We start from the raw sequence: 20,837 nt of genomic DNA, 5'->3' as shown, positions 1-20,837 counted from the left end.
TTGTTATGCAAAACTCAACACCGCCGGATTTCTCCAGCTATTGTGGTACGGTCGCACTGGCTAATGATTACGTAGCTGCTCAAGCCGAAGGGGGGCAGGCTGCGCCTGTTCTTGTTGTCAGTTTGGCAAGTGAGCGCGCATGTGATTTGTCAGGTGTTTACAAGTCACTGCGGGTGCAGACCTTTCAAAGTTGGCAGTGGCTAGTTTGTTACGACGGCAACTCGGATGAACAGTTGAGTGCGGCGTTTATTGCTGAAGTTGCGAAAGATGAGCGCGTTCTTTTACGCCCACGTGCCGAGTGTGCATCCACAAGTGCGGTTTGGTCTGCATTTGATTACGTGGTGCTGGTGGATGCCAAAACTCAACTGAAATCAACGTTTATCGAAAAGGCCATCTGGTCCTTGGTATCGAATCCGGAATTTGCTTTTTGCAACTCCTTGGGAATGATTCCGGGCGAGCATAGGTGGTTGATCAACCATCATTTGAGTGAGGGTAAACATTACCTTGCCAGTGCTCAATTGAGGGTCAGAGCGGCGGTATTCCGCAGTTCGGTGTTGTTGGAGACTTTCTCCGATATCGCGATTTTGTCTGACGGTCGAGATCCGCTCGCGATGCTTTCTTGCCTGGCTGACAAGGGGTATTGGGGATACACGATTCCCGAGTATCTGCAGTGGTGCGCTTTCTCGGAGGTGGGGCATGATGTTGATTCTGACCAGATAAAGGCCGGTAAGGCAATTCCACAGGTCAATCGGCGTTTTCCTTCAGCCTATGAAACGTTGCCGGTTGCGTTTCCTTTCCGCAACCCGCTCAAGCGCAATGCAAGTGGCCGGCGGGTCATGTTTCTCTTGCCGTGGATGGTTGAAGGGGGGGCTGATCGGGTCAATATTGACCTTATCGAAGGCCTGGTTGCTGGTGGCGCTGATGTCACTGTGTGCGCGACCCTGGAAGCAGATCATCGCTGGCTCGGAAAGTTTGCCGAATTGACTCGTGATGTTTTCGTGCTGCCGAATTTTCTGTCTTTGTCGGATTTTCCACGCTTTATTTTGTATCTGATTGAATCCCGGAGCATCGACACGGTACTGATCGCCGGCAGTACATTGGGCTATCAGCTTTTGCCTTACTTGCGCACCATGGCGCCTGAAACGGCGTTTGTGGATTTGTGCCATACCGAAGAGATGCATTGGCTCAATGGTGGGCACCCGCGATTCGCGGTTGGTTACCAGGACGCGCTTGATCTGAATGTGGTGAGCACGCGTCACTTGTCCGATTGGATGGAGAGGCTCGGCGCCGATCCGGAAAAGATTCGAGTGATGTATACGGGAATCAAATCTCATCCGGTGTCCCTGTCCGAAGGCGAGCGCGGTGCTGTATTGCGCGGTTTTGCTTTGGATGAGCAGGCTCTCACCATTATTTTTGCCGGTCGTATGTGTGATCAGAAGCGGCCACTGAAGCTTGCCGAGATTTTAAGCGTGGCGAAGCAGAAGGGGGTTCGCTTCAATGCCTTGGTCATTGGCGAGGGGGAGCTGCGCCCTGCGTTTGAAAGTCTGATCGCGCAGTATGACCTGGGCACAGAGGTACGGGTGCTGGGGGCGAAGGCTCATGCTGACTGGCTTTCCCTGCTGGCAGTGTCCGACGTCTTGTTGATGCCATCCGAATATGAAGGCATTTCGGTTGCGCTTATCGAATCCATGGCGGCGGGTGTGGTTCCGGTTGTGGCTGATGTGGGTGGCCAGGACGAGTTGGTGGGTGTGGAAACCGGATACCTGGTCCAGCATGGCGAGGATGAAGTCGCTCGTTATGTGCAGGTGCTTCAAGAGTTGGCGGCGGACGCCGAGACACGTCGTCGCAAGGCGCTGGCCTGTCGGCAGTTGATTGAGGCGAACTATACTGCCGCTGCAACCAGTCGTCAGTGGCTGGAAATCATGGATGAGGCACGAGCCAACAGAAAGCATTCGTCTCAACCATTTTTGCCGCTGGGGTTGGCCAGAGAAATAGCGACGAATGCGTTGGAAAACAGACGAGTCACTTCCTATCTCGATCATCTGTACTCAACGCACTGTCTGACGAATGAAGCACAGACCGCTGCTCCATTCAATCAAGGTATTCTTGCTTTCCTGATAGCGAAGGTGCGTCGAAATCGCTGGGCCAAGTTCATTTTCAACAGGCCTTTAATCAGGAGGGTTGCGCGAAGGTTGAAAGTGTCTGTTTCTTGACGCGTTTCTGCTTGTGTGGTAGGTTTTTCGTCTTTTTTATTGCAGATTAACGTCAATGTTTTTTCGACAGTTTCGATGTTAGTCGAGAGTTTTTATGAAAATCACAGTGTTTGGCGGCGGCGGCTTTATCGGATCGACTATCGTTGATCGTTTGTTACAGGATAAGCATTCGATCCGCGTTTTCGAACGCCCGAGAGTGCCTGCCTATCGTGCGTTTCTGCCTGATGAGCAAGTCGAGTGGATGACGGGTGATCTGTCGGATATCAGTAGTATCAAAGAGGCAATCGACGGCGTTGATGTTGTTTTGCATCTTGTTTCGACGACCTTGCCAAAAAGCTCGAATGAAAACCCGATCTATGATGTGCAAAGCAACGTAATTGCAACTTTGCAATTGCTTGATGCCATGGTTGAAAAAAAGGTCGGTCGAATTGTTTTCATTTCGTCGGGCGGGACTGTTTACGGCGCTCCGAAGTACATTCCTATTGATGAGAAACATCCGACTGATCCAGAGGTTTCTTATGGCATAACCAAGTTGGCCATCGAGAAATATTTGCATCTATACAGCCACCTTCATGGCATTAAACAAGTGTCTCTGCGGGTTGCCAATCCGTATGGCGAGCGCCAGCGCGTGGAAACAGCCCAAGGTGCTGTGGGTGTGTTCATTCATAATGTATTGAAGGGCACGCCGATCGAAATCTGGGGAGACGGCAACGTCCAGCGCGATTTTCTTCATGTCAGCGACGTGGCGGAGGCATTTGCAAAAGCGGTGACCTACACCGGCGAAACCAGTGTTTTCAATATCAGTTCGGGTATCGGTACAAGTTTGAACAGCCTCATGTCGATGATCGAAGAGGTCAGCGGCGCCCCGGTTGCCAGAAACTACAAGCCTGGGCGTTCTTTCGATGTACCCGTGAGTGTGTTGTGCAATAAATTGGCGCAGGATGATCTCGGATGGTCGCCCAGGATTTCCATGAAAGACGGTATCTTCAGAACGTTTGAATGGGCCAAGAAAGAATCGCAGAAGTGAGGGTTATCGGGTGAGCTGCCTTTTGCTCTCCAGCAATGCTGGCTGCAACCTCGAATGAAGGTACTGCTCACCGTACATCAGTTTTTTCCGGAATTTTCTGCAGGCACCGAAGTTCTGACTCTGTCCGTCGCTCGCGAGCTGAAGGGGCGGGGGCATGAGGTAAGGATCTTCACAGGTTTTCCGGCCACTGAAGCGCTGACGGATCAAGAGCGATTCGACCAATATCATTACGACGGGCTTCTGGTGGACCGATTTCGGCACGCATATGTGCCGATGGGTGATCAGACGTCGAAAATCGAAATTGGCTATGATAACCATCTGGCTGCGGACTTTTTTCAGCAATTGCTGAAAGAGTTCCAGCCGGACGTTGTGCACTTCTTTCACCTTAACCGCCTCGGCACCGGACTGATTGAAAAGGCCGTGATGGCAGGTGTGCCTGCTTATTACACGCCGACCGACTTCTGGAGTATTTGTCCCACTGGGCAGTTGCTGCGCTGCGGCGGGCAGACCTGTGCCGGGCCGAGTCCGGACGCGGGAAATTGTGCGGTGCATTTCGCGGCCAATCTGCTGCCCGGTCGAATCGCGACTCTGGTCAGTGCAATTCCCGACAGTGTCAGCGATAGTTTGGTGCGTCTGGCTCGTTCTCCTCGGATTCCAACGGTTTCGTTCGTGGGTGAGGTGCGTGCTCTCGATAAGCGTCTTGACCGCAACATTCGTCGGTTGAATCTTCTGCAGGCTGTCATTGCGCCCAATCGGATGATTGAGTCACTGCTTCTGCGTAACGGCGTGCGATCCGAAATAATGGTCAGGTCGTCGTATGGCATCAACCTGGCCCAGCCTGTCGTGGTGCGCGAGCGGACGTTGAATGATAGGCCGCTGGTATTGGGTTTCATCGGTACGCTCGCCTCGCATAAAGGCTGCCATGTGTTGCTGGAGGCGCTGCAGCAGTTCTCTTCCCGCGAGGTGCATCTCAAGATATACGGCAAACAAACCGAATTTCCGGAATATGTAGCCAAACTGCATCGTCTGTCGGATGGGAATGAGTCGGTGACGTTCTGCGGCACATTTTCGAATGATGACATTTTCAACGTGTTGGGTGGCCTGGATGCACTGGTAGTGCCATCTGTCTGGAATGAAAATACCCCGCTTGTTGTCTACTCGGCTCAGGCTGCCGGTTGTCCCGTTGTGGCGTCCGATGTACCCGGAATCGCCGAGGCGGTTACTCATGATGTCAACGGATTGCTATTTGCGCCAGGCAGCGTTATTGGGCTCCAACACGCTCTCGCACGCCTGATCGGCGAAGAGAGGTTGCTGGAGGAGTTGTCTGCGAATTCCATGCCTCCAAAATCTGTTTCTGTCTATGTGGATGAGTTGTTTCAGATTTGGAACTCATCCATGTAGAAATAGTCGGTTCTTTTCGGCTCGTAGAGGTTTTTCTTGGCGCGGGCAATGGCCCGGTCTATCCTTCACGCTTATTTCAGGACTTGGGCTTTTACGTCAGAGATTAATCATCTTCAAGCGTTAAATACCTGATTCAAGTCAATGTATATATATCAGCGGTGTGTTTGCGATGGCGGAAAATCTTGTCGCTCATAAAATGGTCGTCGATCGGGAGCAGCGTAGTGCTCTCAAGTCTCAACGACCTGTGGTTTTGTGGTTTACCGGGCTAAGCGGTGCCGGTAAGTCGACGATTGCCAACGCTCTTGAGCAGGCGTTACTGGAGGAACATCGTCACACCTACCTGCTGGATGGAGACAACATTCGTCTCGGTCTGTGTCGTGATCTGAAATTTAGCGATCAGGACCGTACGGAAAATATCCGGCGAGTTGCAGAAGTTGCCAAGTTGTTCGTCGATGCCGGGCTGATTGTGGTGAGTGCGTTCATCTCGCCGTTTCGGCGTGACCGGGCATTGGCTCGGCAGGTGATCGGTGATGCTTTTTTTATTGAAGTCCATATCGACACATCCTTGGAAGAGTGCGAGCGCCGCGATACAAAGGGGCTCTACGCCAAGGCGCGCTCGGGCGAGCTGAAAAACTTCACCGGTATCGATTCTTCCTATGAGCCGCCGGAAGCGCCGGATGTTCACATCAATACACTCAAGGATGATGTGCCAGAGGCTGTAAGAAAAATCATGCAATTTATGGAAGGGCGGAAGGATCATTGAAGACCCTGGTCATTATCGGTGCGGGATTCAGTGGTGCGGTGACGGCCGTGCAGTTCTTGCAAGTCTGCGAGCCTGGTACACATGTGGTGCTGCTCAACCGGTCCGGTGAAATGGCTCGAGGTTTGGCGTATGGCACCAGTAGTTCAAGGCATTTGCTGAATGTGCCGGCCGGCAACATGTCGGCATTGGTCGATCAGCCAGATCACTTTCTGCACTTTTGCGAAGGTCGCCTGCCGGGTACGACGTCATCTACTTTTGTGCCGCGAAAGCTCTATGGCGACTACCTCTCATGGTTATTGGCCGATGCCGGGCACAATTGTCGAGAGGGGGTGACTTTCGAGCGGATCACTTGCGAGGCCAACAGTCTTGAGTATCAAGATGGAAAGGCCCGGATCAGCTTGGTTGATGGGCGCAATCTGATTGCCGATCATGTGATCCTGGCATTCGGAAATTTTTCACCGTTCAACCCATCCATCACCTCGGTTGCCCGAGACGCAGGTCGTTATCTGGCTGATCCCTGGTCGGGGGCCATCGAAGAACCGATCGATCCGCAAGCTCCGATTCTGCTGTTGGGAGCCGGATTGACTGCGTTGGATGTGGCGTTGACTTTGGATCAACAGGGGCATCGGGGGGGGGTGTACATGCTCTCCCGGCGTGGTGTCCGGCCATTGCCACACCGTGCCTCTCGCCATGTCGAGTCCATTGCAGGCGAGGTCGTTCAGAGCCTTCAGTCCGCTTCTCCGACTGCTTTGGGTTACCTTCGCCGCATACGCGAGCTGGTTCGCCTGGCGGCCGAGAGAGAAATCGACTGGCGCGATATTGTCGGCGCCTTGCGACCGATTACAGCGCACTTGTGGGGCCGCTTGAATGAAGTGGAGCGGCGGCGTTTTCTGCGTCATCTGCAAGTCTACTGGGATGCTCATCGCCACAGAGTCGCACCTGAGTCTTTCAAAGCATTTTCAGCGCAGATCGAACAGGGCCGACTTCGGCCAATGGCAGGAAGAATCCAGAGTATCGAGCGGTTGGCAAAAGGCTTGCGTGTTCATGTTGAACAGCGAGGAAAGTCCACGGTCGAGACCGTTGACGTTTCGCATGTCATCAATTGCACCGGACCGAACTCAAACCTTGCCCGCGTCGATGATCGTCTGATCGTTCAGTTGCGTCAGGCAGGTCTGATAAAGCTGGACAGCCTGGGATTGGGTATCCGTGTTGATGAATCGCTTTGCGTATTGGATGCGCACGGCAACACGGTGCCTTGGTTGAGTTATGTTGGCCCGATGCTCAAGGCGCAATTCTGGGAGGCCACTGCCGTCCCGGAATTGAGAAAATATGCGAAGGATCTGGCCTTGCGGGTCGCTACAAGCATCAGTCGGTAGTGGGAGCATTCGCCCGGTCTTCAGGTCGGGCGACTTCTCTCGTTTTTGGACAGTGATCAAACAATCAACAACGCCTGAGTGAATAATAAATGGTGCCGGTTAGCAGGTCTGATCTCGATGACGTTGTCGTGAGTTATTCGTCCCCGTTCACCTGTCGTTTGATTTCAAAGGTTCGGCGTCCTCGGGTTGAGCCTTTTCAATGAGTGTTCAATCCGTGCTTGTGACGGGCGGGTCGGGATTTCTGGGTGGGGCCTTGCTGCGACATCTGGCAACTTCCAAAAGTTATCTGCCAGTTGCCGCGTTGAGACGGGAGTGTCTCGATCTGCCTCGGGAAATTCGTCGTTTCATGCTTGCAGACATGACGGCCAATGCTGATTGGCGAGATGCGTTAACCGGGATTGATGTCGTAGTGCATTGCGGTGCGCGAGTGCACGTCATGGATGAGACGGCAACGGATCCGCTGGCGGAGTTTCGGCGGGTGAATGTCGATGCCACTCTGAATCTCGCCCGACAGGCAGCAAACGCCGGTGTGAAACGTTTTATCTTCATCAGCTCAATCAAGGTAAATGGTGAGTTCACCGAGCCGGGTAGCGTATTTACTGCCGATGACACACCGGCTCCCGTCGATCCTTACGGTATCTCCAAGCTCGAAGCAGAAATTGGATTGAAACAACTCTCAACAACCACTGAAATGGAAGTTGTGATCATCCGGCCCGTTCTGGTTTATGGGGCGGGTGTAAAAGCCAATTTCTTGAGTATGATCCGCTGGTTGCAGCGCGGAATTCCTCTGCCATTGGGCGCGGTACACAACCGACGAAGCCTGGTAAGCCTTGATAACCTGATTGATCTGATCGTGACGTGCTTTGTACACCCCGCTGCGGCTGGTCAGGTCTTTTTGGCCAGTGACGGGCATGATGTATCAACCACTGAGTTGTTGCGTAGTATCGCCGCCGCCCTGAAAAAGCGCGCTGTACTGCTCCCATTGCCAGTCAGTCTGGTGAGTGCCATGGCAAGACTGGTGGGGCGAGGTGCGGTTGCCCAGCGAGTTTTCGGTTCGCTCCAGGTTGATATCGGTAAGAACCAGCGTTTGCTGGGTTGGGTTCCGCCATTCAGCTTTGAGCAGGGTCTGGCCGCCACCGTGAAACCATTTCTGGAAAACCGAAAACCATGAATCATTGGTGGCTCATCCCGGCGGTGGCCGGGCTATCTTTCGTCCTGACCGCCTGTCTGCGCCGTTACGCGCTGTCGCGAAGTCTGATGGATATACCCAATCAGCGCAGTTCCCATTCGGTTCCCACTCCGCGAGGAGGAGGGGTCGCCATCGTGCTGGTGTTCATCCTTGCATTGTTGGTGCTGTTCCAGGTCGGGCTTATTGGCCAAGGAGCATTGATTGCATTAATGGGGGCAGGCGGTATCACCGCTGTTGTAGGTTTTTTGGACGACCATGGTCATGTCGCTGCGCGCTGGCGCCTTCTGGCTCATTTTTTTGCAGCAGCATGGGGTGTTTACTGGATTGGTGGGCTGCCACCCGTGATGATCGGCGGCTTCAGTATTCAACTGGGCTGGTTGGGGCATCTTGTGGCAGTCATCTACCTGGTCTGGATGCTTAATCTGTACAACTTCATGGACGGCATTGACGGTATTGCCGGTGTCGAAGCCGTTACGATCGGCTTGGGTGCGGGGTTGTTGTATTGGGTGATCGGCTTGCCCGAACTGGCGTGGCCACCCATCTTGCTCGCAATTTGCGCAGGTGGTTTTCTGTGCTGGAACTTCCCGCCGGCAAAAATTTTCATGGGGGATGCGGGCAGCGGATTTCTGGGAATCATCCTGGGTGTCCTGTCACTCCAGGCTGCCTGGGTGGAGCCAGGATTGCTGTGGGCCTGGCTGATATTGTTAGGTGTGTTCATTGTCGATGCGACATTTACCCTGTTACGTCGGTTGTTGCGCGGGGATAAGGTCTACGAGGCGCATCGCAGTCACGCCTATCAGTTTGCGTCCCGTCGGGTCGGCAGTCATTTGCCGGTGACTTCCGTGGTCGGACTGATCAATCTCCTGTGGTTGCTGCCGATTGCACTCTGTGTCGTCTGCTTCAAGGTTGATGGCGTACTCGCGTTGGTGATGGCATACGTGCCTCTTGTTTGGCTGGCGGTAAAGTATCAAGCAGGCCAGCTGGAAACCAGTTGAGAAACCTTGGTGCGCATGGCATTTGCTGTGCAGGCGTGCGTCCCACCTGCCAGAGCGGGGCAGGTGGGACGAGTTGCACGCAACATCCTCATTGCGATCTGAAACGCCAATACGCTCTGTCACCGCAGAAAAGCGAGTGCCTATGGCCAAGACTGATCCGTAAATTGTAAAAAGTGTGTATCCCTGCGCGTACAACGGCAACCGCAATGCCGCCTCGAGGCCTGAAGTCCTCGAAATTAATACTGAATTCGTCGATGGAACGTTTGGTGTCTACGTCGGGTCGGAATCAACACTGGAGCTGGCTTTGTCCGGTAAGTGATTTGACTCATCAGGTGTATAACAGTATTTCTAATGATGCTTTGTTCTTGGAATAAAGCGATCGGAGAGGAGCAGATTTTGTCTCGCAGTATCTTCCTGTCAAAACTTCTAGGGTTTGTGAATGCTGCACGGTTAAGGCTGGCGAATCCCAATCTTCCTCCGAAGCTGCAAAAGAATAATTCGCCGTTGGCTGTGGGGGTGATGTCACCGGCTGGCATCGGAGAAACTCACGATGCGAGCCTGCTTCCTGAGAATTTTGATCCGGAATTCTATTTACGAATGAACCCTGACCTGGGCGCCGTTGACCCTGTCGATCATTACTTGAACCACGGTCGGCATGATGCCTGGCGGGTCGTGACGTTGCCGCTAGTGCATCGTTCCGAGACGCATGCCTTTAATCCTGAGCTGGACACCATCCTGGTTGTCAGTCATGAGGCATCGCGTTCGGGAGCCCCCATTCTGGCGCTCAATCTCGTCGAGCGCTTGTCGGTTCGATATAACGTGGTTGTATTACTGCTTGGAAATGGCCCGCTCCTGGGGGCGTTTAAGGATGCCGCTGTTGCAACCGTGAGCAGTCCCGCACTCAGACATAATGCTGAGTATGCGCAACTTGCAATACAACAGTTGAGTGTCGAGTTCAGTTTCCAGTTTGCACTGGTCAATAGTATGGAGTGCAACCTCGTTCTCGAACCGCTTGCCAGGAACTTTATTCCATCTGTTTATCTGATTCATGAGTTTGCCTCTGCCTACCCCAATTCACAGGCTTTGTTGTCGGATACATTATTGTGGAGTAGTGAAGTTGTGTTTTCTGCGGGGTTGACGCAGGAGAACGCACAGGATTCATTTCCGGCATTTAAGCACTTCCCCACGCACATCCTTCCACAAGGGCGGTGCGTTCTTACCGAGCAAAAAGGCAGTGAAGATCAAGCACGGATGGAGGCGGATAAGCTTCGGGAACAAATTCGACCGAAAAGTGACACTGACAGAAAGTTTGTTGTATTTGGCGCCGGGTATGTCAATTTTCGTAAGGGCGTAGATCTTTTTATCCAATGTGCGATCAAGGCCATGAATAGCCCCGGGGGAGAGCGGTTTCGTTTCGTCTGGATTGGTCAGGGCTACATGCAGGGTGCCGAAGATGGGTATTCGGTCTATCTCGCTGATCAGATCAAACGATCGGGTTTGCGAGACCGGTTCGTGATACTGGGGGAGACCTCCGCAATCAGCACCGCATATGAAGAAGCGGATGTGCTGTTCATTTCCTCAAGGCTGGATCCATTGCCTAACGTCGCCATTGATGCCATTGCGGAGCGGCTGCCGGTAGTCTGTTTCGACAAGGCGAGCGGGATTTCAGATTTTCTTTCGTCCTGCGGATTGCGGGATGTGTGTGTTGCCAATTATCTGGATGTCACCAGTGCCGCCGAGAAGATATTCGCGCTGGCTGATTCGAGTTCGTTGTATGAGCAAGCAGTCAATCTGAGTTATGACGCGGCGGCGACCTATTTCGACATGGATTCCTATGTCAGAAAAATCGAAGGGTTGGGTGTAAGTGCATCCAGACGAACCCGACAGGAAAAGCAGGATGTCGATACCATCGTCGAGTCGGGCCTGTTGGTCGGAGGCAATGGAGCAACCGTCGTTCAAGATGTCTTGAGCAATATACGGGGAAGGGCGCGGGGTATGAGTGTTCCGCCACTCGTTGCGGGTTTTCAGCCTGACGCCTACGTGTCCGAACGCGGTCTGGCGGTCGCCGGATCCGATCCCTTTGCCGACTACCTTCGTGCGGGAAGCCCTCGAGGCGTTTGGGACAGGTGTGGGTAGCCGCTGACTTATTTTTTACTCGACATTGCTCGCCACAGTCTGCTGAGAAGATTACAACGGTCAGGTCTATCGGCGGCATTGGCGTCCAGGCTGTCAATGCCTTCGTGCTCCATGCGCCGGCAGTGTTCAAGCAGGGGCGCCAAGCAGGGCGCGATCATGAGAGCGTGGGCCGATGGGTCATAGTGATGGTCACTGGGATCAGGGTTGCGCAAGGATTCCTTGAGGCGTCCGGATGCATCTATCGAGTGACTGTCGAGATTCAAGTAACTGAAGCGTTCACGGCGGCAGAACTCTTCCATGCGGTTGTTGAACTCAATGGTCAATCGAGTTCTGTCAGCCAGTGACGCTTTTACTTCTTTTCGCAGGTTTGCAACTTCACCCCATTCCATTTCATCCTGAATCGTCGGCAAGGGCGTACTGAGGGCGATTACTTGATGCGTCCGAGCAATGTCTTTCAGAAGCTTTTGATAGTTATCAAGGGCCAACTGCAGCATTTGCTCAACTGAGCTATCGTGTTTCTGTGCTCTATACCAAATCACAAATCCGGTATCGACCTCGCCGAGCATGACGATGACTGTCTTGGCGTGCGTTGCATCCAGTGCGGCCGTGAATTGTGGCATCGCCTGAGTGACGGCATTTGGATTTTTCAATCCCGATACAGTTGCTCCTCCGACGGAAATGACCTCGAACGAATACTCGGACAGCAGCGTTCTCATTTCATCCGAACTGAAAACTGACGCGTGAGAGTCGCCGAGTACTAGTACTGGGGTCATTGTCTGAGAGCTTCCTGATTTCAGTGATTTGAGGTGGTGCATTGACCAGAGCGAAATTCTATAGGGTCAGGGCATGTGCGCCTAGTTGAGTCACAAGTCTGCTCAGCGAGCACCTTGAGCAGGCTGTCGATGTCTGGAGGTGACTGTCTGAAGTCATTGATCCGGGACTCTTGTCGAATCATGCCGACAGTACAATTCACGGGCTCGCTTTTGGGGGATCAAATCCGCTTTTTGTCGACTGTAAAGCGCTTGAACCGTTCGAAATGCTGATGTCGAAATGCCGTACCAATTCACGGGCTGTAGCCGGTCAATATTCAGATAGTGCCTCCTGCATTGAGGTTACAATGCGGGTCGTCGACTGTCGAAGGAGGGAGCCAAGTGCTCGAACGAGTGAATGGATAAAGTGCGTACTGTTCTGTTGGGTTTGCCTCGCAAACAGAAACGTTTGCTTCAGGTGGCTACCGACATTGTTCTGGTATGGGTCGCCCTGTGGTTGTCGTTCATCGTGCGTCTGGGTATCGATGATATGTATAACCCGTTCAAGGCACACATCTGGCTCTTCGCCTGCGCTCCCGTTATCGCCATTCCGCTGTTCATACGCTTCGGCATGTATCGAGCGGTCATGCGTTACTTCGGCAATGACGCGCTGATTGCCATCGTCAAGGCAGTCAGTCTGTCCTCGCTGATTCTGGCGGTGGTCGTTTACTGGTACAGCAATCACGAATCCGTGGTTCCGCGCTCGATCATCTTCAACTACTGGTGGTTAAGCATGATGATCATTGGCGGCTTGCGACTTTGCATGCGTCAGTTTTTCATGGGGGACTGGTTCACCGCCGCTCAACATGTGCCGTTCACCAGTCGTGATGATGGATTGATCAAGGTAGCGGTTTACGGGGCGGGTGTTGCTGGCAATCAACTTGTCGCTGCCCTTCGAATGGGTCGGGTCATGCGTCCGGTGGCCTTCATTGACGATGATCCCGACATCTCGGATCGCTCGATTTCAGGGCTCCAGGTTTACAAGCCCAGAAACATTCAACAGATGATCGACGTGACCGGCGCTCAGGAAATGCTCCTGGCATTGCCGTCTTCGACCCGAGCCCGGCGTCGGGAGATTCTCAATCTGCTGGAAGGTTTTCCTCTTCACGTGCGCAGTGTCCCGAACTTCACGGATCTGGCCAGTGGCCGGGTCAAGGTCGAAGACATTCAGGAAGTCGATATTGCCGACTTGCTGGGCAGGGACTCGGTACCGGCTCAGCCGGATCTGCTGGCGCGTTGCATCAATGGCAAGGTTGTGATGGTCACGGGAGCTGGTGGCTCTATCGGTGCCGAACTGTGCCGGCAGATTTTCACCCTGGGTCCGACGACCCTGGTGCTCTACGAACACAGCGAGTTCAACCTGTACAGCATTCTCTCGGAACTCGAACATCGTGGTTGCAGGGAGTCGACACCCGTTCGCCTGTTGCCGATCCTCGGCTCCATCCGTAACGAGGACAAGCTGCTCGATGTGATGAAAACCTGGAAGGTGGACACCGTCTATCACGCGGCAGCCTACAAGCATGTGCCAATGGTTGAGCACAATATCGCGGAGGGTGTGCTCAACAATGTGATCGGCACACTCAACACGGCACAGGCTGCACTTCAGTCCGGTGTCTCGAATTTTGTGCTCATTTCCACTGACAAGGCGGTGCGCCCCACCAACATCATGGGCAGTACAAAGCGTCTTGCGGAACTGACGCTGCAGGCTTTGAGCCGCGAGACCGCGCCGGTATTGTTCGGAGACAACGCCAACGTATCCCGGGTCAATAAAACCCGCTTTACCATGGTGCGTTTCGGCAATGTGCTGGGCTCCTCCGGCTCAGTGATTCCACTGTTTCACAGCCAGATCAAATCGGGCGGTCCGCTGACTGTCACTCATCCGAAAATAACCCGCTATTTCATGACCATCCCTGAGGCCGCACAACTCGTCATTCAGGCGGGGTCGATGGGACAAGGTGGCGATGTATTCGTACTCGATATGGGGGAGCCGGTCAGAATCGTCGAACTCGCCGAGAAAATGATTCATCTCTCCGGTCTGAGCATTCGCTCCGAGCGCAATCCGCAGGGTGACATTTCGATTGAATTCACTGGACTGCGCCCTGGTGAAAAACTCTATGAAGAGCTTTTGATAGGCGACAACGTAGCTGCCACGCCGCATCCGATGATCATGACCGCCAATGAAGATCATTTGCCGTGGGACCTATTGAAGTCACGATTGACTGAATTGCTTGCAGCCCTTGATCGCGATGATTATTCCCGGGTTCGTCAATTACTGCGCGAAACCGTGAGCGGCTACGCACCTGACGGCGAGATCGTCGACTGGATTTATCAGCAGCGCAGGCTTGAACCCTGATTGTTTCATATCCTGTAATAGACACACTTTTGACTCTCGCCAGACATGACCTAAGTTTGGGAGGCAGCTTGGGAAAAGCTGCTCTCTCAATCGATGTCATGGAGCGTCATTTATGCGTAACGGTTTTTTCTACTCTCTGTTTTTTGCACTGCTTGCCAGCGCCTCAATAGCCACTGTTGCTGCCCCTCTTGCCGTCTCTCAAACGGAGAAGACGACAGTGGTCGCGGAAGTGACCGACAGGTTGGCGTCGACTGAAAAGGTCGATCTCAACGGCGCCGATGCCGCTACCTTGCAAAAGCAGTTATCCGGTGTAGGGGAAGCGAAAGCCAAGGCGATTGTTGCCTACCGTGATGCTAATGGGCCATTTGCCTCGGTAGAAGAATTGCTGGAAGTGAAGGGCATCGGCAAAGCGATCCTGGATCGCAATCGCGACAAGCTGGAAGTGAACTAAGCTGATTGTTAGACGCCAAGGGGCCGGTCATTGACCGGCCCTTTTCATTCTCGCCCGAAAGATGAAGTGCGGTGGATGGTCGTAGCCCTCCTGTCGGGCGGTAGAAAATTATGGCTATCATATAAGCTTGAGATTATGCCTATAATATATTCGTCGACACTGAGGCACAGGCTCGCCTTCAGATGCGACCCTTCCCATTTGCTTCAGGAGTATTGCCATGAATTCCTCGAAATCCCAGGGCACCGCGCTTGTCACCGGTGCGTCCTCCGGCATCGGTGCCGTGTATGCGGAACGATTGGCTGCGCGTGGTTTTGATCTGTTGCTGGTCGCCCGAGATCAGGAGCGCCTGGAAGCGGCGGCCAGCAAGTTGCGGGACGCTCATGGTGTCCGGGTCGACGTGCTGAAGGCCGATCTCACGCAAAAGGCTGAAGTGCTCAAACTCGAGCAACGCCTGCGCAGCGACTCCAGCATCAATCTGTTGGTCAACAATGCCGGGGTTGCAGTGAACGGATTGCTGGCCAATGCCGACCCGGACCAACTGGAAAACCTGATTCAACTGAACGTCACGACCCTTACCCGGCTGGCCTCGGCAGCCGCAGCCGCGTTCACCAAGGCCGGGCGCGGCACGATCATCAATATCGCGTCGGTCGTCGCCTTGTTCCCGGAACGTTTCAATGCGACCTACAGTGCCAGCAAGGCTTATGTTTTGAGTCTCACTCAGTCGCTCAATACGGAACTGGAAGGCACCGGGGTCAAGGTGCAAGCGGTGTTGCCTGGAGTGACCCGTACCGAGATCTGGGAGCGTTCAGGCTTTGACGCCAGTGGTATTCCGGCGGAAATGGTCATGGAGGCGGGTGAGATGGTCGATGCAGCGCTGTCCGGTCTGGATCAGGGCGAGCTCGTCACGATTCCTTCGCTGCCCGACGCCGGGGAATGGCAAGCCTTCGTGGCTGCGCGTCACGTGATGGCTCCCAACCTGTCCCACAGTTCGGCGGCCAGCCGATACAAATAAAAAACTTCTGAGTCGTGAGAGGTCAACCCGATATGGATCAGCGTCGAATAGTTGTCACGGGTATGGGCCTGGTGTCGCCCTTGGGCAGCGTTGTCGAAGTCGTCTGGCAGCGTTTGTTGGCCGGGCGTTCGGGATTGCGAAACCTGCCGGAAGCGGTCATTGCCGATCTGCCGACGCGGGTCGGCGGTGTAGTGCCGACGATGGAAGAGGATGCCGAAGCCGGTTTCGATCCGGATCGGGCGACGCCGCCGAAGGAGCAGAAGAAAATGGATCGTTTCATTCTGTTCGCCATGGAGGCTGCCCGTCAGGCGCTTGAGCAGGCCGGTTGGCATCCGTCCGATTCTCACGCTCAGGAGCGCACTGCGACCATTATCGGCTCGGGTGTCGGTGGGTTCGGTGCAATCGCCGATGCCGTGCGCACCACCGACAGCCGTGGTCCGCGTCGCTTGTCGCCCTTCACCATCCCATCGTTTCTGGTCAATCTCGCGGCGGGTAATGTCTCGATCCAGCACGGGCTCAAGGGACCGCTTGGTGCGCCAGTCACCGCGTGTGCGGCCGGCGTGCAGGCGATCGGTGACGCCGCTCGGCTGATTCGCGCCGGCGAGGCCGACATCGCGTTGTGCGGCGGTGCGGAAGCCTGCATCGACCGCGTCAGCCTTGCCGGTTTTGCGGCAGCGCGTGCTTTATCCAGCGGCTACAACGACACGCCCGAACGCGCTTCGCGGCCGTTTGACAGTGGCAGGGACGGGTTTGTGATGGGCGAGGGCGCCGGGCTGCTGGTGATCGAATCTTTGGAGCATGCGCTGGCGCGCGGTGCACAACCGTTGGTCGAACTGGTCGGCTACGGCACCAGCGCCGACGCTTATCACCTGACTGCCGGGCCGGAAGACGGCAGCGGTGCCCGGCGAGCCATGACGCTGGCGCTGGCTCAGGCGGGTATCGCGCCGGATCAGGTGCAGCATCTCAATGCGCACGCAACCTCGACGCCGGTAGGTGATCTTGGCGAACTGGCGGCCATCAAGTCGGTGTTCGGGAGGCAGAACAAGATCGCCGTGACCTCGACCAAATCCGCCACCGGGCATTTGTTGGGCGCTGCCGGCGGTCTTGAAGCGATCTTCACGCTGTTGGCGATCCGCGATCAGGTCGTTCCGCCCACTCTCAATCTGGACAATCCCGATCCGGCCAGCGAAGGCGTGGACATTGTCCACGGTCCGGCGCGGTCGATGCCGATCGAGTACGCGCTGTCCAACGGGTTCGGATTCGGTGGGGTCAATGCCAGTGTGCTGTTCAAGCGTTGGCAGGATTAGTCTTCGGAACGCTTGAGGTGTTCGCGGGTGACGTCGAGGATCTGCTGCGCCAACCCGGCATCCGCGACGCTGCGTGAGAGCAGGAGCGCGCCGGCCAGTGTCGCCATGATGACGATACTGCGCTCGGCCGCGTTTTCGCCTTCGAGGGTGTTCTGGATCTGATCCAGGCGAGCCTTGAGCACGAGATCGCTGGTCGGACTCGGCTGGCCGCGCAATCCCAGTTCCGAAGAGATGGTCAACAGCGGGCAGCCTTCATGTGGAGAGGTCTGATGCCATTCGGAGAGGTACGTATCGACGAAGGCTTCCAGCGGTTTTTCCTGGGCGAACAGTTCTTCGCACAGGCCTGCCACCTGATCGCCGGCAGCTTGCAGGGCTTTTTCGACCAGGTCGTCCTTGGATTTGAAATGCGAATAAAAGCCGCCGTGGGTCAGTCCCAGTGCCTTCATCAAGGGCTGCAGGCCGGTCGCACCAATGCCGTCCTTGCGAAACCGCTCGGACGCCTCCTTGATGATGCGCTGATGGGTCTGGGCTTTATGATCTTGCGAGTAACGCATTTAAACTCTCCGCAACGTGACCACCATCTTAACCAATGAAAATTGAATGGTGACTGTACTTCTACTTCTAAAAAGCCTGCGTGTGAATCCAAGATGATCCTGTCAGCGGATGTCGGTTGGCACGGATAGTGGTTGCAGCTCACAAAGTTGCCATCACCCAAGGAGCAGGAGAACCATGTACAAAGACTATCCGGCCGCCTATCAAGTCAGTAAAGGCTCGGCCTTGCAGGTCAATGCACCGTTCTACGAGCGGATTCGCGACGAAAAGGGCGCGCGAACCCTGATCGAGCAATTCGAAGTGCCGATCCGCACCGGTCGCGCCTGGCATGTTCCGGCGGGACATGTGTTTCGTGTCACCACACCGGTGGGGCCGCAGGTGGGCGACTTCAATGTGTGGAATGCCCACGATCCACGCGAGCGGATGTGGGCGGCCCGGACCCGGCAACTTCAGGGCGCCCATGTCAGCACACATGATCGCCTCTGGTCGAACTTGCCTTTTCTGCGGCCGCTGATCACCATCACTGATGACAGCCTGGCCGGTTACGGCATCGACGAGCACGGCGGTCGCCTGCATGATTTGCTCGGTACGCGCTGTGATCCCTATGTGAACAAGATGCTCACCGGCGAAGACTTTCATCATCATTGCCATTCCAACCTGACCCGCGCTGTGCTGCCCCATGGTCTGACCGAATTCGACGTGCACGACGTGCTGAATATCTTTCAGTGCACGGGCCTGAATCACGATGACTTGTATTTCATGAAGGCCTGCCCGGCGCAGAAGGGCGATTATCTGGAATTCTTCGCGGAAATCGACTTGCTGTGTGCGTTGTCGACGTGCCCCGGCGGTGATCTGTCGTTGGCGATGTGGGGGCCGGATGCGCAGGATCCGCTGAGTGTGTGCCGTCCGCTGGGGGTGGAAATCTATCGGCTGGACGAATCGCTACTCGAAGGCTGGAGTTCGCCGGAACGCGCCGCGTACAAAGGCCTGCATGGTTTGCACATCGCCAAGGCCGAGTGGGAAAAATAACCGCCGTCAAAAACAAACCCCGCCGATTCAGGCGGGGTTTTTCGTTCAACGATCCTGAGCGTCCTTGATGTCCGCTTCGGCATTGCGCTCGGCAACGCGTTGACGTTGTTCTTCGGTCAGTTCGACCTTGTTGGCGGTGTCGCGCAGCATCATCAGACCCCCCACGATCGAGCCGATTGCAACGACCAGAATCAACCAGGCATACCAGGGCATAGCGGCTCTCCTTAATGGCAGGTCGCCGGGCGAGGATTTCGCCGGCGATGCTGCTTACCACGTTTGAGCGATGGGAAATCGCAGTGGTTCCATTCTAGGCCGCTTATGCCCGGGGCGGTTAAAGCCCGGTCAGCATGGCGTCCGCCGGAGCATTCGCGCGCAATTGTCCGGTGAGCAAAAAGTAGCCGAAGCCGACAGCCATGAAACCCAGGAAAATCAGGCCGATCAGCGCATTGAACCAGGCCATCGCCACCAGGCAGACGATCGCCAGCACCAGCGCAATGAACGGGACCAATGGGTAGCACGGCGCGCGGAAAGTCCGCTCCAGATTCGGCTCGCTTTTGCGCAGCTTGAACAGACTGAGCATGCTCATGATGTACATCACGATGGCGCCGAACACGGCCATGGTGATCATTGCGGCCGTGAGCGTCATGCCGCCGAGATTGATCAGTCCGTCGCTGTAAATGGCGGCAATGCCGATGATGCCGCCGGCGATGATCGCCCGGTGCGGGGTCTGGAAGCGCGACAGCTTCGCCAGCGAGGCGGGCAGGTAACCGGCGCGGGCGAGGGCGAAGAATTGGCGCGAGTAGCCGAGAATGATCCCGTGAAAACTCGCCACCAGACCGAAAAGACCGATCCACACCAGCATGTGCAACCAGCCGGAATTGTCGCCGACCACCGCTTTCATTGCCTGTGGCAACGGATCGTTGATGTTCGACAGGGTACGCCAGTCGCCGACGCCTCCCGCGAAGAACATCACGCCCATCGCCAGCAGCACCAGGGTCAGGATGCCGCTGATGTAAGCCTTGGGAATCGTGCGTTTCGGATCCTTGGCCTCTTCGGCCGCCATGGCCGCGCCTTCGATGGCGAGGAAGAACCAGATCGCAAACGGAATCGCCGCGAACATCCCGGCAATCGCCGGTGCGCCAAATACGTCCGCGCCGGCCCAGCCATTGAGCGCGAAGTTGCTGAAACTGAAGGCCGGGGCGACCACCCCCATGAACACCAACAGCTCGGCGACGGCCAGCACGCAGACGATCAATTCGAAGGTCGCCGCCAGTTTCACGCCGAGGATGTTCAGCCCCATGAAGACGATGTACGCACCGACTGCTGCGTGTTTCGGATCGAGGGCAGGAAACTGCACGTTCAGATAGGCGCCAATCGCCAGCGCAATCGCCGGCGGGGCAAAGACAAACTCGATCAGTGTTGCCAGTCCTGCGATCAATCCGCCTTTTTCACCGAACGCCCGACGACTGTAGGCAAACGGCCCGCCCGCGTGCGGGATCGCCGTGGTCAGTTCGGTAAAGCTGAAAATGAAGCAGGTGTACATGGTTGCGACCATGAATGAGGTCACCAGAAAGCCCAGGGTTCCCGCGACGCCCCAGCCGTAACTCCAGCCGAAATACTCCCCGGAAATCACCAGCCCCACCGCGATGCCCCACAGGTGCAACGTGCCCAGCGTGGGTTTGAGTTGTGTGTTCATGCGTTTGCTCCCTGAACGGTTTGGAAAGCCCGGGGAGGGCGTGTGCAGTGGGCGTGCCATTTTGTATTGGCGAGTCGTAATGGGCTGAAATGCGTCGTATCGGGGATGTTCGCGACGCAATGCCCACAAAGTTGTGCGCCAGTCGGGTGCGATGTTGTCTGTGCTGCCGTCTTCGCGGGCAAGCCCGCTTCCACATTTTGAAATGCGCTCGTCCAAACAACGCATCCCCCTGCGGGAGCGGGCTTGGTCCGGGCGGCGATCCGACGAAGAGGCCCGCCCAGGCAACGCGAAACTCTGCTGTAACGCCCGCGTAAACCCACTCTTTACGCTTTCTTTATGCCCCGCCCGCACCCTCGGCCTCGTTCCTTTACAGCCACTTTTCCGACAATGCCTCCACACGCGGCAATACGCCGTAACACGGAGATCTTCCATGAGCGTTCTGGACGGGGTGTCCCTGCTGCTGGCAGTGGGGCTGTTCATTTATCTGTTGGTTGCGCTGTTGCGCGCGGACCGGAACTAGGAGCGGCT

General features: G+C 55.4%; 18 protein-coding genes. 14 read left to right on the top strand and 4 right to left on the bottom strand.

Annotated elements, in window-relative coordinates; translation table 11 throughout:
• Positions 1-5 precede the first annotated feature (5 nt).
• From C6Y56_RS20165 to C6Y56_RS20130, 8 genes are all read left to right on the top strand, one after another.
• Complete coding sequence (locus tag C6Y56_RS20165; protein ID WP_249314328.1) at positions 6-2,213, top strand: glycosyltransferase family 4 protein; 2,208 nt, start codon at positions 6-8, stop codon at positions 2,211-2,213.
• Between the two features lie 94 nt (positions 2,214-2,307).
• Positions 2,308-3,240 carry an NAD-dependent epimerase/dehydratase family protein gene (locus C6Y56_RS20160; RefSeq protein ID WP_169431362.1) on the top strand — a complete coding sequence of 311 codons (933 nt, stop codon included), beginning with the start codon at positions 2,308-2,310 and terminating at the stop codon, positions 3,238-3,240.
• A gap of 54 nt (positions 3,241-3,294) precedes the next feature.
• Positions 3,295-4,641 (top strand): glycosyltransferase, encoded by a 1,347-nt coding sequence (locus C6Y56_RS20155; protein ID WP_169431361.1) that lies wholly within the window; start codon positions 3,295-3,297, stop codon positions 4,639-4,641.
• Positions 4,642-4,810: 169 nt separating this feature from the next.
• Positions 4,811-5,404, top strand: coding sequence for an adenylyl-sulfate kinase (cysC, locus tag C6Y56_RS20150; protein ID WP_169431360.1), 594 nt, complete (start codon positions 4,811-4,813; stop codon positions 5,402-5,404).
• Positions 5,401-6,780 (top strand): FAD/NAD(P)-binding protein, encoded by a 1,380-nt coding sequence (locus C6Y56_RS20145; RefSeq protein WP_169431359.1) that lies wholly within the window; start codon positions 5,401-5,403, stop codon positions 6,778-6,780. Before cysC ends, C6Y56_RS20145 begins: the two co-directional genes overlap by 4 nt.
• Positions 6,781-6,979: 199 nt before the next feature.
• The gene (locus C6Y56_RS20140) at positions 6,980-7,951 is read left to right on the top strand and encodes a UDP-glucose 4-epimerase family protein (RefSeq protein ID WP_169431358.1); all 972 of its coding nucleotides are present in this window, start codon (positions 6,980-6,982) and stop codon (positions 7,949-7,951) included.
• Positions 7,948-8,964: an MraY family glycosyltransferase gene (locus C6Y56_RS20135; RefSeq protein WP_169431357.1), complete on the top strand. Its 1,017-nt coding sequence runs from the start codon at positions 7,948-7,950 to the stop codon at positions 8,962-8,964. Before C6Y56_RS20140 ends, C6Y56_RS20135 begins: the two co-directional genes overlap by 4 nt.
• A 396-nt stretch (positions 8,965-9,360) precedes the next feature.
• Positions 9,361-11,100 (top strand): glycosyltransferase, encoded by a 1,740-nt coding sequence (locus C6Y56_RS20130; RefSeq protein WP_249314326.1) that lies wholly within the window; start codon positions 9,361-9,363, stop codon positions 11,098-11,100.
• An 8-nt stretch (positions 11,101-11,108) separates the two neighbouring features.
• Here C6Y56_RS20130 and C6Y56_RS20125 read toward each other — a convergent pair whose 3' ends face one another.
• Positions 11,109-11,873 (bottom strand): SGNH/GDSL hydrolase family protein, encoded by a 765-nt coding sequence (locus C6Y56_RS20125; protein ID WP_169431356.1) that lies wholly within the window; start codon positions 11,871-11,873, stop codon positions 11,109-11,111.
• A 394-nt stretch (positions 11,874-12,267) separates the two neighbouring features.
• Between C6Y56_RS20125 and C6Y56_RS20120 the strand changes: the two genes are divergently transcribed.
• From C6Y56_RS20120 to fabF, 4 genes are all read left to right on the top strand, one after another.
• A complete protein-coding gene (locus tag C6Y56_RS20120) occupies positions 12,268-14,262 on the top strand; it encodes a polysaccharide biosynthesis protein (protein ID WP_169431355.1) in 1,995 nt (664 codons plus the stop codon).
• A 112-nt stretch (positions 14,263-14,374) separates the two neighbouring features.
• Entirely contained in the window at positions 14,375-14,713 is a 339-nt protein-coding gene (locus tag C6Y56_RS20115; protein ID WP_169431354.1) for a ComEA family DNA-binding protein, read from the top strand.
• A gap of 217 nt (positions 14,714-14,930) precedes the next feature.
• Positions 14,931-15,725 carry an SDR family NAD(P)-dependent oxidoreductase gene (locus C6Y56_RS20110; RefSeq protein WP_169431353.1) on the top strand — a complete coding sequence of 265 codons (795 nt, stop codon included), beginning with the start codon at positions 14,931-14,933 and terminating at the stop codon, positions 15,723-15,725.
• 32 nt (positions 15,726-15,757) lie between these two features.
• On the top strand, positions 15,758-17,032 hold the full coding sequence (gene fabF / locus C6Y56_RS20105) for a beta-ketoacyl-ACP synthase II (RefSeq protein WP_169431352.1): 1,275 nt from the start codon (positions 15,758-15,760) through the stop codon (positions 17,030-17,032).
• Here the strand turns inward: fabF and C6Y56_RS20100 are convergent.
• Positions 17,029-17,586, bottom strand: a complete 558-nt coding sequence (locus tag C6Y56_RS20100; protein WP_169431351.1) for a TetR/AcrR family transcriptional regulator — start codon at positions 17,584-17,586, stop codon at positions 17,029-17,031. The two genes, fabF and C6Y56_RS20100, sit on opposite strands and share 4 nt — an antisense overlap.
• A gap of 175 nt (positions 17,587-17,761) precedes the next feature.
• On the opposite strand from C6Y56_RS20100, the gene C6Y56_RS20095 reads away from it, so the two are divergent.
• Positions 17,762-18,613 carry an urea carboxylase-associated family protein gene (locus tag C6Y56_RS20095; protein ID WP_169431350.1) on the top strand — a complete coding sequence of 284 codons (852 nt, stop codon included), beginning with the start codon at positions 17,762-17,764 and terminating at the stop codon, positions 18,611-18,613.
• 45 nt (positions 18,614-18,658) lie between these two features.
• Here the strand turns inward: C6Y56_RS20095 and C6Y56_RS20090 are convergent, their stop codons facing one another.
• Positions 18,659-18,826, bottom strand: a complete 168-nt coding sequence (locus tag C6Y56_RS20090; RefSeq protein WP_065257130.1) for a DUF2897 family protein — start codon at positions 18,824-18,826, stop codon at positions 18,659-18,661.
• A 118-nt stretch (positions 18,827-18,944) separates the two neighbouring features.
• Complete coding sequence (eat, locus tag C6Y56_RS20085) at positions 18,945-20,309, bottom strand: ethanolamine permease (RefSeq protein ID WP_169431349.1); 1,365 nt, start codon at positions 20,307-20,309, stop codon at positions 18,945-18,947.
• A 430-nt stretch (positions 20,310-20,739) separates the two neighbouring features.
• Between eat and kdpF the strand changes: the two genes are divergently transcribed.
• A complete protein-coding gene (kdpF, locus tag C6Y56_RS20080) occupies positions 20,740-20,829 on the top strand; it encodes a K(+)-transporting ATPase subunit F (protein ID WP_007899818.1) in 90 nt (29 codons plus the stop codon).
• Positions 20,830-20,837 lie beyond the last annotated feature (8 nt).

Origin of the sequence: Pseudomonas fluorescens (genome assembly GCF_012974785.1) — a bacterium.
GTDB lineage: Bacteria > Pseudomonadota > Gammaproteobacteria > Pseudomonadales > Pseudomonadaceae > Aquipseudomonas > Aquipseudomonas fluorescens_BT.
This window is presented reverse-complemented; position numbering and strand designations above follow the sequence as displayed.

Coding starts and splice junctions, on each gene's coding strand:
- C6Y56_RS20165 (WP_249314328.1), top strand. CDS start 6: ATGCAAAACTCAACACCGCCGGATTTCTCCAGCTATTGTGGTACGGTC.
- C6Y56_RS20160 (WP_169431362.1), top strand. CDS start 2,308: ATGAAAATCACAGTGTTTGGCGGCGGCGGCTTTATCGGATCGACTATC.
- C6Y56_RS20155 (WP_169431361.1), top strand. CDS start 3,295: ATGAAGGTACTGCTCACCGTACATCAGTTTTTTCCGGAATTTTCTGCA.
- cysC (WP_169431360.1), top strand. CDS start 4,811: ATGGCGGAAAATCTTGTCGCTCATAAAATGGTCGTCGATCGGGAGCAG.
- C6Y56_RS20140 (WP_169431358.1), top strand. CDS start 6,980: ATGAGTGTTCAATCCGTGCTTGTGACGGGCGGGTCGGGATTTCTGGGT.
- C6Y56_RS20135 (WP_169431357.1), top strand. CDS start 7,948: ATGAATCATTGGTGGCTCATCCCGGCGGTGGCCGGGCTATCTTTCGTC.
- C6Y56_RS20125 (WP_169431356.1), bottom strand. CDS start 11,873: ATGACCCCAGTACTAGTACTCGGCGACTCTCACGCGTCAGTTTTCAGT.
- C6Y56_RS20120 (WP_169431355.1), top strand. CDS start 12,268: ATGGATAAAGTGCGTACTGTTCTGTTGGGTTTGCCTCGCAAACAGAAA.
- C6Y56_RS20115 (WP_169431354.1), top strand. CDS start 14,375: ATGCGTAACGGTTTTTTCTACTCTCTGTTTTTTGCACTGCTTGCCAGC.
- C6Y56_RS20110 (WP_169431353.1), top strand. CDS start 14,931: ATGAATTCCTCGAAATCCCAGGGCACCGCGCTTGTCACCGGTGCGTCC.
- fabF (WP_169431352.1), top strand. CDS start 15,758: ATGGATCAGCGTCGAATAGTTGTCACGGGTATGGGCCTGGTGTCGCCC.
- C6Y56_RS20100 (WP_169431351.1), bottom strand. CDS start 17,586: ATGCGTTACTCGCAAGATCATAAAGCCCAGACCCATCAGCGCATCATC.
- C6Y56_RS20095 (WP_169431350.1), top strand. CDS start 17,762: ATGTACAAAGACTATCCGGCCGCCTATCAAGTCAGTAAAGGCTCGGCC.
- C6Y56_RS20090 (WP_065257130.1), bottom strand. CDS start 18,826: ATGCCCTGGTATGCCTGGTTGATTCTGGTCGTTGCAATCGGCTCGATC.
- eat (WP_169431349.1), bottom strand. CDS start 20,309: ATGAACACACAACTCAAACCCACGCTGGGCACGTTGCACCTGTGGGGC.
- kdpF (WP_007899818.1), top strand. CDS start 20,740: ATGAGCGTTCTGGACGGGGTGTCCCTGCTGCTGGCAGTGGGGCTGTTC.